The 13478-nt window shown below is 48.1% G+C and carries 12 protein-coding genes; all 12 read left to right on the forward strand.

Features of this window, described 5'->3' with window-relative positions:
- Window positions 1-19: 19 nt before the first annotated feature.
- The 12 genes from mraY to sigG all read left to right on the forward strand — a co-directional run bounded on the left by mraY (window position 20) and on the right by sigG (window position 13413).
- Window positions 20-988 carry a phospho-N-acetylmuramoyl-pentapeptide-transferase gene (mraY, locus tag MHB54_RS22490; RefSeq protein WP_013311092.1) on the forward strand — a complete coding sequence of 323 codons (969 nt, stop codon included), beginning with the start codon at window positions 20-22 and terminating at the stop codon, window positions 986-988.
- A 4-nt stretch (window positions 989-992) separates the two neighbouring features.
- Entirely contained in the window at window positions 993-2414 is a 1422-nt protein-coding gene (gene murD / locus MHB54_RS22495; RefSeq protein WP_023989449.1) for a UDP-N-acetylmuramoyl-L-alanine--D-glutamate ligase, read from the forward strand.
- Between the two features lie 49 nt (window positions 2415-2463).
- Complete coding sequence (gene spoVE, locus MHB54_RS22500; protein ID WP_023989448.1) at window positions 2464-3561, forward strand: stage V sporulation protein E; 1098 nt, start codon at window positions 2464-2466, stop codon at window positions 3559-3561.
- 6 nt (window positions 3562-3567) lie between these two features.
- Window positions 3568-4677, forward strand: a complete 1110-nt coding sequence (gene murG / locus MHB54_RS22505) for an undecaprenyldiphospho-muramoylpentapeptide beta-N-acetylglucosaminyltransferase (protein ID WP_028540482.1) — start codon at window positions 3568-3570, stop codon at window positions 4675-4677.
- Window positions 4678-4823: 146 nt separating this feature from the next.
- Entirely contained in the window at window positions 4824-5729 is a 906-nt protein-coding gene (gene murB / locus MHB54_RS22510) for a UDP-N-acetylmuramate dehydrogenase (RefSeq protein ID WP_023989446.1), read from the forward strand.
- On the forward strand, window positions 5719-7029 hold the full coding sequence (gene murA / locus MHB54_RS22515) for a UDP-N-acetylglucosamine 1-carboxyvinyltransferase (protein ID WP_177235814.1): 1311 nt from the start codon (window positions 5719-5721) through the stop codon (window positions 7027-7029). Before murB ends, murA begins: the two co-directional genes overlap by 11 nt.
- A 56-nt stretch (window positions 7030-7085) precedes the next feature.
- Window positions 7086-7850, forward strand: a complete 765-nt coding sequence (locus tag MHB54_RS22520; protein WP_023989444.1) for a cell division protein FtsQ/DivIB — start codon at window positions 7086-7088, stop codon at window positions 7848-7850.
- Window positions 7851-8049: 199 nt separating this feature from the next.
- Window positions 8050-9321 carry a cell division protein FtsA gene (gene ftsA, locus MHB54_RS22525; protein WP_013311085.1) on the forward strand — a complete coding sequence of 424 codons (1272 nt, stop codon included), beginning with the start codon at window positions 8050-8052 and terminating at the stop codon, window positions 9319-9321.
- Window positions 9322-9388: 67 nt separating this feature from the next.
- A complete protein-coding gene (gene ftsZ / locus MHB54_RS22530; RefSeq protein WP_071558483.1) occupies window positions 9389-10513 on the forward strand; it encodes a cell division protein FtsZ in 1125 nt (374 codons plus the stop codon).
- A 188-nt stretch (window positions 10514-10701) separates the two neighbouring features.
- Window positions 10702-11688 carry a sigma-E processing peptidase SpoIIGA gene (gene spoIIGA, locus MHB54_RS22535; RefSeq protein ID WP_071558484.1) on the forward strand — a complete coding sequence of 329 codons (987 nt, stop codon included), beginning with the start codon at window positions 10702-10704 and terminating at the stop codon, window positions 11686-11688.
- Between the two features lie 105 nt (window positions 11689-11793).
- Window positions 11794-12534, forward strand: a complete 741-nt coding sequence (sigE, locus tag MHB54_RS22540) for an RNA polymerase sporulation sigma factor SigE (protein ID WP_175405300.1) — start codon at window positions 11794-11796, stop codon at window positions 12532-12534.
- 96 nt (window positions 12535-12630) lie between these two features.
- A complete protein-coding gene (sigG, locus tag MHB54_RS22545; protein ID WP_007431182.1) occupies window positions 12631-13413 on the forward strand; it encodes an RNA polymerase sporulation sigma factor SigG in 783 nt (260 codons plus the stop codon).
- Window positions 13414-13478 lie beyond the last annotated feature (65 nt).

Below are 13478 nucleotides of genomic sequence, written 5' to 3' on the forward strand. Positions count from 1 at the left end.
TGACGAGAGGGAGACTCCCATGGATATTCAATTATTACTGCTGACGATCGTCGTATCGTTTATATTGGCGGTCATTGCCGCTCCACTGCTCATTCCGCTGCTGCGGCGAATGAAATTCGGCCAGCAGGTCCGGGATGACGGGCCACAAAGCCATCTTAAAAAAATAGGTACGCCTACAATGGGCGGTATCGTGATTCTGGTGGCTTTTACGCTGACCTTTCTTAAGTTTTCAGCTATCAAAAATACGGACTTTTACGTTCTGCTGGTTGCTACGCTGGGTTTTGGGCTGATCGGCTTTTTGGACGACTATATCAAGATTGTATTCAAACGCTCGTTAGGTCTGACGGCGCGTCAAAAGCTGTTTGGGCAATTATTGTTTGGCGCGATCATGTGCTGGCTTCTGCTTAGTAATGATCATAGTACTGCGATCGGCATCCCTGGAACGTCATGGTCTTTTGATTGGGGCGGCTGGTTTTATTATCCGTTCATCATTATCATGATGCTGGCGATTAGCAATGCTGTCAATTTCACGGATGGGCTGGACGGGCTGCTGTCCGGTACAAGTGCCATTGCCTTTGCTGCTTATGCCATTGTCGCGATTCAGGCGACCTCGCTTCCGGCAGCAGTATGCTCAGCGGCTATGATTGGCGCTGTACTCGGATTTCTCGTGTATAATGCTCATCCTGCCAAGGTGTTTATGGGTGACACAGGCTCGCTGGGAATCGGCGGCGCCATAGGTGCCATTGCCATCGTTACGAAAAGCGAAATTTTGTTCCTCATTATCGGTGGTGTATTCGTAATTGAAATGCTGTCCGTGGTCTTGCAAGTAGCTTCTTTTAAAACACGTGGCAAGCGTATTTTCAAAATGAGCCCGATTCATCATCATTTCGAGCTGTCCGGCTGGTCCGAATGGCGCGTAGTTATTACATTCTGGGCTGTAGGACTGTTGTTGGCAGGACTCGGACTTTATCTCAACAAGGGGTTGTAGACAAATGAACCATCCAGACGCATACAGAGATCAGGAAGTCGTCATTATCGGGCTGGCCAAAAGCGGCGTGCAAGTTGCCAAGGTGCTGCACCAGGCCGGAGCCAAGCTGACAGTCAATGATAAAAAAGATAGGGAACAATGTCCCGAAGCTTCTGAATTAGAGGCTTTGGGAATTTCCGTTTTATGCGGGAGTCACCCAGAGGGGCTAATTCATCCTGGAGTGAAGCTGGTTGTCAAAAATCCAGGGATTCCTTATACGGCTCCTCCCGTACAGAAAGCTGTCGAGCTCGGCATTGAGGTCGTGACCGAGGTTGAGGTCGCCTACCATCTATGTAAAGCTCCGATCATCGGAATTACTGGCTCCAACGGAAAGACGACCACGACCACTTGGGTAGGCAAGCTGTTGGAGGCATCCGGCATGAATCCAATCGTGGCTGGTAATATCGGTACGCCCTTATGTGAGGCGGCTGTGGACGCCAAGTCGGACGAGTGGATGGTTGTGGAGCTGAGCAGCTTTCAGTTAAAAGGAACAAAGGATTTCAAGCCCGCTGTGGCCTGCCTGCTCAATGTAGCTGAGACCCATTTGGACTACCACGGAGGCATGGAGGACTACGTTGCATCCAAGGCGCGTCTATTTGCCAATCAAACGGCGGCGGATACTGCGGTGGTGAACTGGGATGACCCCGTCTGCCGGGAGCTCGTACCCTATATAAAAGCGAAGCTGCTTCCGTTCTCTATGACAGAACGTTTGCAGGAAGGGTTGTTCGCTGACCCGCCATACATACCGGATGTGACGGATGATATTGAACGTAGCATCGTATACCGCGATGGAAATGGTGTGCTGCATCCCATTATAGGCGTAGCTGAGATTGGACTTCCGGGTCGTTTTAACGTAGAAAATGCTCTTGCTGCTTGCGCAATCGCCATTGCTGCAGGCGCAGAACCAGCGAATTTGGCGGAACCATTAAGTACTTTTCGCGGCGTCGAACATCGGCTTGAATATGTTTTAGAACACGCTGGTGTAGCTTATTACAATAATTCCAAAGCAACCAATTCGAAAGCAACAATGATGGCCTTATCTTCCTTTAAGCAACCCATTGTACTCATTGCCGGAGGATTGGATCGCGGTTCTGATTATACAGAGCTCGTACCTTCCTTGCAGGAAGGTGTGAAAGCCGTTGTGCTCTTGGGTGAGACACGGCATAAGTTGGCTGAGCGCGCCCAGCAGGCCGGAATAGAGCATGTCAAGGTCGTCGATAATGGGGAGGATGCCGCCGCTACGCTCGTGGAGGCTGTGAACAAGGCTGCTGAATTTGCTGAGACGGGAGATGTAGTATTACTCTCACCCGCCTGTGCAAGCTGGGATATGTTCCGATCCTATGAAGAGCGTGGACGTATTTTTAAAGAGGCGGCGCATAAATTGTAAGTAGGGGGGTTGGATAAGCCCCTACTTTTATGCAAGGGGTGGCCTCCTGATGAAGCAATCTCGTCCAGCGCCGGATCTATGGCTTTTCGTTTGTATTGTAAGCTTATTAGCCATCGGCATGGTTATGGTATACAGTGCGGGCGCCGTCCTCGCTTTTCACGAGTACGGGGACTCCTACTATTTTGTAAAGCGGCAATTGCTATTTGCAGGGCTCGGTCTTGTAGCGATGTACTTTACTGCCAGAACGGACTACCGGATCTGGCAGAAATATGCCAAGGTTGTGTTGTTGATCTGTCTTGCGTTGCTGGTTGCCGTATTAATTCCCGGCATTGGTGTAGTAAGAGGCGGGGCACGAAGCTGGCTCGGTATTAGCTCTTTCGGCATTCAGCCTTCCGAGTTTATGAAGTTGGGTATGATTCTTTTTCTCGCTCGTTGGCTCAGTCGTCCTGACTATGATATTAGCTCTTTTACGCGCGGCCTGTTGCCCCCGCTTGGACTCATGGGACTGGCTTTTGGGCTTATTATGCTCCAGCCCGATTTGGGCACTGGCACGGTAATGATGGGAGCGTCCATGCTCATCGTATTTACGGCAGGCGCGCGTATGAAGCATCTCGGTCTGCTGGCTTTGTCGGGAGCAGCAGGGTTTGCTGCACTGATTGCAGCTGCGCCTTATCGGCTTCAGCGCATCACCGCTTTTCTGGACCCTTGGTCCGATCCGCTTGGCGCAGGTTATCAAATTATTCAATCGCTATATGCGATTGGTCCAGGCGGCCTGGCGGGCTTGGGGCTTGGCATGAGTCGACAAAAATATAGCTACGTTCCTGAGCCGCAGACTGATTTTATTTTTTCCATTTTGGCGGAGGAGCTTGGCTTTATCGGTGGAATGGCGGTGTTGGGGCTCTTTTTGGTTCTCGTGTGGAGAGGAATGCGTGTCGCTATAACCATTCCGGATACCTATGGTAGTTTGCTTGCGGTGGGTATTGTCGCAATGGTCGCCGTACAGGTCGTCATTAATATTGGTGTCGTTATCGGTTTAATGCCGGTGACAGGAATAACACTGCCCTTAATCAGCTATGGAGGTTCTTCTCTGACCTTAATGCTAACTGCTCTGGGCATTTTACTAAATTTATCACGTTATGCGAGGTGAACGTTTATGCGCGTCGTGTTGAGCGGCGGCGGCACCGGAGGGCATATTTATCCGGCGCTGGCCGTAGCCAGACAGTGCGAAGAGATTGATTCGGACGCTGAATTTTTATACATTGGCGGTCAACGAGGACTCGAAAGCAAGTTGGTTCCTCAGGAAAAAATTCCATTTGAGGCTATTGATATCACAGGATTTCGTCGCAGCTTGTCTGTGGAAAATATAAAAACGATCATGCGCTTTTTCAAAGGGGTTCGCAGATCCAAAGCATTATTAAAGAAATTTAAGCCAGATGTCGTTATTGGCACCGGGGGATATGTATGCGGCCCCGTCGTTTATGCAGCTTCCAAGTTGGGAATTCCCAGCATTATTCATGAGCAAAATGCAATTCCAGGGCTGACTAATACATTTCTGAGTCGCTATGTGGATACAGTGGCTGTTAGCTTTGAAGGCTCAGAAGGAGCTTTCCCCAAAGCTAAAAATGTACTGTACACCGGGAACCCGCGTGCTACAACAGTTCGTTTGGCTAACCGGGATCGGGGATTTGCTACTATTGGGGTACCGATGAACAGCTCGGTCGTCCTTGTGGTCGGTGGCAGCAGGGGAGCGAAGGCCATTAATGACGCCATGATTGCAATGGCTCCGCAACTTTCGCAACTGAAAGACGTCCATTTTGTATATGTAACCGGTGAATCTTATTATGAGCAAACGCTGGATAGCATACGGAATCAGATCGGCTCATTGCCCAATCATCTACACGTGCTTCCCTATATTCACAATATGCCAGAGGTGCTGGCTTGTACCTCATTAATTGTTAATCGCGCAGGTGCGTCCTTCTTGGCAGAGATCACATCGTTGGGCATTCCGTCCATTCTGATCCCATCACCTAATGTGACGAATAACCATCAGGAGGCTAATGCTCGTACACTTGAAAAGGCAGGCGCATCCGTCATGATTGTAGAAAAGGAACTGAGTGGCCCGGCCCTGTTTCAATCTATAGCGGGAATTATGAAGGATGAGGCATGGCGGAGTCGCATGGCAGAGTCGGCGTCTGCGCTTGGCAAGCCTGACTCAGCAGATATTTTAGTAAAAGAAATGGAACGTCTTGCCCATAAAAGGTAGTCTGCAGCGCAGAATTGGGCGGTTGTCACACACCGGATGGTATTTACATAGGATACCCTATAGATTGTGACCATCACTCAGGCTGCCGGTTGTCAGGTGAGAGCCTTATAACCATGCGGGGCAAGCAACAAGGAGGTTTCAGTACAATGCAGCAATGGATGCCATTATTAGCGGAGCATGATATCGGAAAAGTGCTGGAGCATGAGCCGCTGTCCAAATATACGACATGGAGGATTGGAGGCCCTGCGGATGCACTCGTCATCCCGGATACCAAAGAGCAGCTGGCAAGAGTATTGAAGCTGGCTAGCGAGCACGGAATTCCCTGGATGCAGTTGGGTCGGGGCTCCAACATGCTCGTCTCTGACAAAGGGATACGGGGACTTGTGATCAAGCTGGGGCCAGGATTTGATTATGTTCATTTTGAAGATGAACAGATCGTTGCTGGAGGAGGCGTTTCACTAGTCAAACTGTGCGTTATGGCCAGCAAGCAGGGCCTGTCCGGCCTTGAATTTGCTGGTGGTATCCCAGGATCAGTCGGTGGGGCTGTCTACATGAACGCCGGTGCCCATGGGTCTGATGTGTCACAAATATTCCAGTCCGCTGAGATTGTGCTGGATACAGGGGAATTGGTTGTGTACGATGCCGAGAATATGCATTTCAGCTATCGTCACTCCGTGTTGCATGAGCAACGTGGAATGGTGACAGAGGCAGTGTTTCGGATGAAGCGGGGCGACCGCGAGGAAATTTCAGCAGCACTTGCGGCTTTTAAAGACCGCCGCCGGCTGACCCAGCCGTTACAGTTAGCTTGTGCAGGAAGCGTATTTCGTAATCCTCCAGGAGACTATGCTGCTCGTCTTATTGAGAGCGCAGGTCTCAAGGGCTTGAAGGCGGGAGGCGCAGAGGTATCTGTACAGCATGCCAATTTCATTGTAAATACCGGTCAAGCGACAGCAGAGGACGTGCTTACCCTAATGAAGCATATTCAAAGTACAATATCATCTCAAACCGGCATCAAGCTAGTTCCGGAGGTTTTCGTAGTGGGTGAGCGGTAAACTCGGAGGTGATACATTGGACAAATTGGTGATTGAGGGAGGCCGTCCCCTGTCAGGCACCATACGTATCCATGGGGCAAAAAATGCGGCACTACCTATTCTTGCAGCGAGCTTACTAGCACAAGGTAAGGTAGAAATTCGGAATGTGCCCCATCTTTTAGACATTAAGGTCATGCTGCACATCCTTGAAAGACTCGGCTGTACATGCCGACATGAAGAGGAAACGGTATACGTGGATACGTCGTCCGTCCGAACGTTCCAAATTCCAGAAGATTTGATGAAGCAAATGCGCTCATCTATCTTTCTGATGGGACCGCTGCTCGCCAGATATGGAGAAGTTTCCATTTACCAGCCCGGAGGCTGCGCCATAGGCGAGCGCAAAATTGATCTTCACCTAGAGGGCTTAAAAGCTCTTGGCGCAGAGATAGAGGAAAAAGACGAGCAAATTACATTTCGAGCCCACAAGCTAATCGGCTCGGACATCCACATGGATTTCCCGAGTGTAGGTGCAACGGAAAATATTATGATGGCTGCTGCGTTGGCTGAAGGACGAACAACGATCACCAATGCAGCGAGGGAACCGGAAATTCAGGATCTACAAAACTTCTTGAATGCCATGGGAGCCCGCATTATCGGTGCTGGAACCGACACGATTACAATTACGGGGGTCAGTCGCCTCAATCCGTGTACGTATGAGGTCATTCCTGACCGCATAGTAGCTGGAACGGTTATGATTGCAGCTGCAGCTACACGAGGAAGTGTGTCGCTGACCCACTGCAATCCATCCCATTTGTCTGCTCTGATTCACGTCCTCAGGCGGGCTGGTGTTCAAATCGGCATCTTGAATGATATAATGACCGTAAGTTGTATGAGTCGTCCCAAAGCAGTGGAGAGGATCGTTACCTCCCCTTACCCGTCTTTTCCGACGGATTTGCAATCTCAGGTCATGGTTCTGCTTTCCTTGGCGGACGGATTCAGTGTCATGAAAGAGACCGTCTTCGAAAGCCGATTCAAACATGTAGATGAACTAAATGTAATGGGTGCTGATATTACGGTTGATGCAAATGCTGCTTTTATAAGAGGAGTTTCTCGTCTGTACGGGGCTACGGTAGAGGCTACCGATCTGCGGGCAGGGGCTGCGCTGGTCATAGCGGGTCTAGCGGCTCAAGGACGTACCATTGTCGAGCAGGTTCATCATATTGACAGAGGGTATGACCGAATCGAACGTCTTTTCCAGGGACTGGGTGCCCGAATGAGCCGTCAGTCTCCGGTGCCGGAGCAGCTGGATTTCGTAAATTAATGCCTGTAATGTCCCTCCGTTAACGGGGGGACAAAAGGCTTTTGTGGAGAGAAGCTATGCCAAATGCTCAAATACCTGTTCTTAAAAAGAACAGAACGAAAAAAAGTACAAGCCGGAAGATTGCTATTCTTCTCATTTTGTTGTTTATCGTACTGCTCGCTGTTCTCTTTTTCCGTTCTTCGTTGAGTCGGGTTTCTGAAATTCGTTTTGATGGTAATGTATTTTCGACCCGAGATCAGCTTCTTAATCGAAGCGGTCTGGCTGTTGGAGATCAGTATTTCGGAGTCAGTTCATCCGACATCTCTGAGAAACTGCGGGAAATTCAATCGATACAGCAAGTCACAGTGGACAAGCAGTTTCCGGGGATTATTGCTATTCACATTAAAGAGTTTGCTACGGTTGCTTACGAGTTGCAGAGTGACGGGAGCCTTCGTGCTATTCTAGCGAACGGGACAAGCGTGGGCGTGGGGAGTAGCGGAATAGCCGTTGAGAAGCCTATTTTGACCAAATGGAAATCTGATGATCCGTACAAAGCGAAGCTGTGTGATGCTTTATCACGCATTCCGGGGGAATGGACAGCCGATATTTCGGAAATTATTCCCGCGCCGATTCCTTCTTTTCCGGACCGCATCAAAATGTACACACGTTCCCAGTTTGAGGTTATTACAACCGTTTCTCTACTGAATTCTAAAATCAGCTATTTGAACCAGGTGCTAGAAACAGAAGATCCAGGTTTGATCACCATGTTGGAGGCGGATTCCTACGTTCCGTTCAAACCGGATACGAGTGAAGAGGGCCAAGAAAAAGATACTACTCAGTGATGTGAAAAAATGCTAGAATTGATTTTATGGGTAATAGACTTGCCTCCTTCTTTTTTCTTCAAATTTTTATGTGACTGCAACCATAAATTGGCTTCTAAAAAATTTGTAGAAAAAAGAGGGAAAGCATGGAGTTTGTTGAATATGTACAGAGTGTGTTTAAAGAACGAAATTCATTTTGGAGTCAGGAGGTGCCACAGACTTGAGCAACAATGACATCATTGTTAGTTTGGACATCGGTACATCCAAAGTTCGGGCTATTATTGGGGAAATGAATAATGGAACCTTTAATATTATTGGAGTTGGATCTGCCGACTCGGAAGGGATTCGCAAAGGTGCAATTGTAGACATTGATCAAACCGTGCAATCAATCCGTAACGCCGTGGATCACGCAGAACGCATGGTTGGTATTCAAATAACAGAAGTGTATGTGGGGATTTCAGGCAATCATATTGGCCTGCAAAATAGTCATGGCGTAGTAGCCGTGTCCAACGAGGACCGTGAAATCGGTGAGGAGGACATTGAGCGTGTACTGAAGGCAGCTGAGGTTATTGCCGTACCACCAGAGAGAGAAATTATTGACGTGGTAGCCAAGCAGTATGTCGTGGATGGCCTTGAAGGCATTCAGGACCCTCGCGGTATGATTGGAGTTCGTCTCGAAGTAGAGGCTACGATTGTTACTGGAGGCAAGACCCCGATACATAATCTGTTGCGCTGCGTTGAGAAAGCTGGCTTGAGGATTAAAGATCTGGTGTTGCTACCTCTTGGAGCCGGACAATTGTCTCTTTCGAAGGATGAAAAGGTGATGGGTTCAGTGCTGGTGGATATTGGTGCAGGATCTACGAATGTTGCCATTTTCCAGGAAGGAACGATTGTTGCCACATCTACACTTCCGATTGGTGGAGAATTTGTAACCAATGATATTGCCTACGGACTGAGAACCCTTACCGATCAAGCCGAAAAAGTAAAGCTTAAGTACGGCTGCGCATGGTATGATGATGCGGCAGCCGATGTCGTCTTTAAAGTGACGCGTATCGGCAGTAACGTGGATAAGGAGTTCAACCAGCAGGATTTGGCTGCTATTATTGAGCCGAGAGTGCAGGAAATTTTTCAACTCATTCAGGCGGAAGTTAAGCGCTTGGGTTACACAGAGCTTCCGGGAGGTTATATACTTACCGGAGGCACCGTCTCCATGCCTGGTGTACTTCAGGTGGCACAAAGCGAACTGGCCGCTTCCGTAAGGATCGCCGTACCTGATTTTATCGGTGTAAGGGATCCGGGTTACACGAGCGGAGTTGGAATCTTGCATAATGCTATTCGTTACTATCGCGGAAGATCGACTAGCGTTAGCAACAGTGGCGGAAGTACCAAGAAGCCGACTAACCGAACCAAAAGCAGTAGTCCCGCTGCGGAAGGCGAGCAAAAGCAGGGGTTGATTGAACGCTTAAAAAATATGTTCAGTGAATTTATATAACGTTCATTGCTAATTATGCCAATCATGGACGGGCCATCCATGCACATTGAGGGGGAGATGGAATAGTATGTTGGAATTTGATTTTGAAATGGAGAGCTTGGCTCAAATTAAAGTGATCGGCGTCGGAGGCGGCGGCAGCAATGCGGTTAACCGAATGATCGAAAATGGTGTTCAGGGTGTGGAGTTCATCACAGTCAATACAGATGCCCAGGCACTTCATTTAGCGAAGTCTGAGCATAAGCTTCAAATTGGGGATAAGCTGACCCGCGGTCTGGGTGCCGGTGCTAACCCCGATGTGGGTAAAAAAGCGGCTGAAGAATCGCGTGAGCTCATTATGAATACGCTCAAAGGTGCGGATATGGTATTCGTAACGGCGGGAATGGGTGGCGGTACTGGAACCGGAGCGGCTCCTGTCATTGCTGAAATTGCCAAGGAATGCGGCGCGCTGACTGTAGGCGTGGTAACCCGACCATTCACGTTTGAAGGGCGTAAGCGTTCCAATCAAGCTGAACTTGGTATTGAGGGATTAAAAGAAAAAGTAGACACTTTGATAGTAATCCCGAATGACCGTTTGCTTGAAATTGTGGACAAGAAAACCCCAATGTTGGAAGCATTCCGTGAAGCAGACAATGTTCTGCGTCAGGCGGTACAAGGTATTTCAGATTTGATCGCTGTACCGGGTCTAATCAACCTCGACTTTGCTGACGTTAAGACGATCATGACGGAGCGTGGCTCCGCTTTGATGGGGATTGGTGAAGCAACTGGTGAAAATCGTGCGGCTGAAGCAGCACGCAAGGCTATCATGAGCCCGTTGTTGGAGACATCCATTGAAGGTGCTCGTGGTGTGATTATGAACATCACTGGTGGCAACAACCTGTCTCTGTATGAGGTTAATGAGGCAGCTGAAATTGTAACATCGGCTTCCGATCCGGAAGTAAACATGATTTTCGGTGCTATCATTGACGAAGAGTTGAAAGAAGAGATCAAGGTTACCGTCATTGCCACTGGCTTTGAAGGCAAGCCAAGTCAACCGGCACCGGGACGTAAACCGGCAGCCAACCCGGCTACTTCCGAACCGGCGGAAAAAGGCTCTCCTAACTTGCGTCCATTTGGTAACACTCAAAGCAGTGACCAATTAGACATTCCTACATTCTTACGTAACCGTTCGCGCAATAATAATAACGATAACTAGTTTCAATTCAGACTGCCCGCATTCTCCTTGGAGATGCGGGCTTCTTTCTGTTTTCCGTATCCTGCAGTTCAGGCGCTTCTCCTCTTTCCGACAAAATTAGTCGGTCACCGTCCCCACCGTTAGACAGACTTTGAACAGCATGACTACTATACTTAAGCCTATCCTGCAAACGCTGGGCGGGTGAAGCCTTGGTTGTTTATATCGACTTGATTTTTTTGGCCAATTTGTTCATTGATGCTGTGCTGCTGATGGTCACCGCCTGGATGAGAAAAATTCGTCCGGTGTGGTGGAGGTTGATGGCTTCAGCTGGAATCGGCGCAATGTACGTGGTCATGATGTTTGTGCCGGAACTGTCCTTTTTATTTACATTCCTGATCAAACTGGCATTATCGGTCATAATGCTGCTGGTGGCTTTTGGATTTGGCAGCATGCAAAAGTATCTTCGTACAATGGGTGCTTTTTACATGATCAATTTTGTAGCTGCAGGTGGTATTTTGGGGATGCATTATTTTCTCCAAAATACGGGGGAATTGTTTAATGGTATCTGGTACACCGCTTCGGGAGGAATGTCTTTTGAACTGAAAATCGCATTCTGGTTTATTTTATGCGCATTTGGCGGAGTGATGCTTTTCTTTCGTATTGTGCAGTCCTCAAAGCAGCGCACAGAAAGGATGAGTGGGTTTCTGGGACAAGTGCAGGTGTGGATTGGGCAGGATCATATTGAGTGTACAGGCTTGTTGGATACAGGTAACCAGCTCTATGATCCTTTGACCCGAACCCCCGTGATGGTCATGGAGGCGGCCTTGTGGGAATCGTATTTGCCCGCCTCCTGGCTTCGAAAATGTTCTGAGGGTAATGCTGACCAACTGGTGATGGAACTGGGGGACGAATCGTTTAGCTGGCAGGATCGTGTTCGTCTCGTCCCCTATCGTGGAATTAACCGCAGTCATTCCTTTATGCTCGCCCTCAAACCAGACCGAGTAGAGGTGGTGATGAATGGGGCTCATTTTGTACATCATCGAGTGTTGATTGGCTTGGATGAGGGAACATTGTCAGCAGAGGGTAAGTATCGTGCCATCATCCACCCGGATGTGACGGCACAAGAAGAGGGCAGTGCTGATACCAACCAGAAACGAGATGCACATTTTAGTGAGCATTTTACGGAATCAGGATGACGAGCATAAACACAAAATGATGTTTGAAGGCGACGAGAAATATCCAATGGTGAAATGGGCGGAGCACAGCTGGAATTGCACTATTTTCAAAAGGGGGAGAATGATATGTGGGAACAGATGAAATTGAAGATGAAAATTAGGCTAGCGTTGCAATTGCAATATTATCGTATTTTATTTTTATTTGGGCTGAAAAGTGAAGAAATTTATTATATTGGCGGCAGCGAGGCGCTCCCCCCACCGCTGACGAGAGACGAAGAAGAATATTTGCTGGGGAAACTTTCTTCTGGAGATGCAGCAGTACGGTCGATGCTAATCGAAAGAAATTTGCGGTTAGTCGTATATATTGCCCGTAAATTTGAGAATACGGGAATCAACATTGAGGATCTCGTATCCATTGGTGCTATTGGACTAATCAAAGCGGTTAACACTTTTGATCCAGAGAAGAAAATCAAACTTGCGACATATGCGTCTCGATGCATTGAGAATGAGATTTTGATGTATTTGCGTCGCAATAGTAAAACGAGAACGGAAGTTTCTTTTGATGAGCCTCTGAATATTGATTGGGACGGTAATGAATTATTGCTTTCCGATGTGATGGGGACGGAAAATGATACCATTTACCGTAATATTGAGGAGCAGGTGGACCGTAAATTATTGCATAAGGCACTGGATAAGTTGACGGATCGAGAGCGTTTGATTATGGAGCTGCGCTTCGGCTTACAAGACGGAGAAGAGAAGACACAGAAGGATGTTGCTGACCTGTTGGGTATCTCGCAATCGTATATTTCGCGTCTGGAAAAGCGAATTATAAAGCGCTTACGAAAAGAATTTAATAAAATGGTATAATGCATGGGTATATCCGGAAGCGATGGAAACGGCGAATAAAAAAATGCCCTCAGGAGATAATGTACATTAATGTTGCTCCTTGGGAGGTAAGACACGATGACCCGAAATAAAGTGGAAATTTGCGGTGTGGATACCGCCAAACTGCCGGTATTAACCAATGCAGAAATGCGCGAGTTGTTCACATCACTTCAGCAAAATAATGAACGATCAGCCAGAGAAAAATTGGTCAACGGCAATCTCCGACTCGTCCTGAGTGTGATTCAACGATTTAACAATCGGGGAGAGTTTGTGGACGATTTGTTCCAGGTAGGATGTATCGGCCTAATGAAGGCGATTGATAATTTTGACCTTTCGCAAAACGTAAAGTTCTCCACTTATGCGGTGCCGATGATTATCGGAGAGATCCGCCGTTATTTGCGGGATAACAATCCGATCCGTGTATCTCGTTCGTTACGGGATATTGCATATAAGGCGCTTCAGGTGCGGGACAGTCTGACGAATCTGAACTCGCGAGAACCAACGATTTTTGAAATTTCAGAGGCACTGAATGTGCCCAAAGAAGACGTTGTGTTCGCGTTGGATGCGATTCAGGATCCGGTTTCGCTGTTCGAGCCGATATATCACGACGGGGGCGACCCAATCTATGTGATGGATCAGATCAGTGATGACAGAAATAAAGACGTCTCATGGATTGAGGAAATCGCTCTGCGGGAAGCGATGCATCGCCTGGGCCAGCGTGAAAAGATGATATTGTCTATGCGTTTTTATGAAGGAAAGACGCAAATGGAGGTTGCCGACGAAATCGGTATCTCTCAAGCCCAGGTTTCAAGATTAGAGAAGTCGGCTATACAGCAAATGCAAAAACATGTAAAGTCCTAATGAAATGAATGCTTGAATGATTCAGCGATAAAAACGATCCTACCCGGATCGTTTTTGCGTTTACA

This window comes from Paenibacillus sp. FSL M7-0802, from assembly GCF_038004945.1.
GTDB classification, from domain to species: Bacteria; Bacillota; Bacilli; order Paenibacillales; family Paenibacillaceae; genus Paenibacillus; species Paenibacillus polymyxa_B.

Bases quoted from the DNA above. Each gene is read 5' to 3' on its own strand.
- MHB54_RS22520 (WP_023989444.1), top strand. From the start codon at position 7,086: ATGCCAAATGCTCAAATACCTGTTCTTAAAAAGAACAGAACGAAAAAA.
- ftsZ (WP_071558483.1), top strand. From the start codon at position 9,389: ATGTTGGAATTTGATTTTGAAATGGAGAGCTTGGCTCAAATTAAAGTG.
- spoVE (WP_023989448.1), top strand. From the start codon at position 2,464: ATGAAGCAATCTCGTCCAGCGCCGGATCTATGGCTTTTCGTTTGTATT.
- murG (WP_028540482.1), top strand. From the start codon at position 3,568: ATGCGCGTCGTGTTGAGCGGCGGCGGCACCGGAGGGCATATTTATCCG.
- murB (WP_023989446.1), top strand. From the start codon at position 4,824: ATGCAGCAATGGATGCCATTATTAGCGGAGCATGATATCGGAAAAGTG.
- mraY (WP_013311092.1), top strand. From the start codon at position 20: ATGGATATTCAATTATTACTGCTGACGATCGTCGTATCGTTTATATTG.
- murD (WP_023989449.1), top strand. From the start codon at position 993: ATGAACCATCCAGACGCATACAGAGATCAGGAAGTCGTCATTATCGGG.
- sigG (WP_007431182.1), top strand. From the start codon at position 12,631: ATGACCCGAAATAAAGTGGAAATTTGCGGTGTGGATACCGCCAAACTG.
- sigE (WP_175405300.1), top strand. From the start codon at position 11,794: ATGTGGGAACAGATGAAATTGAAGATGAAAATTAGGCTAGCGTTGCAA.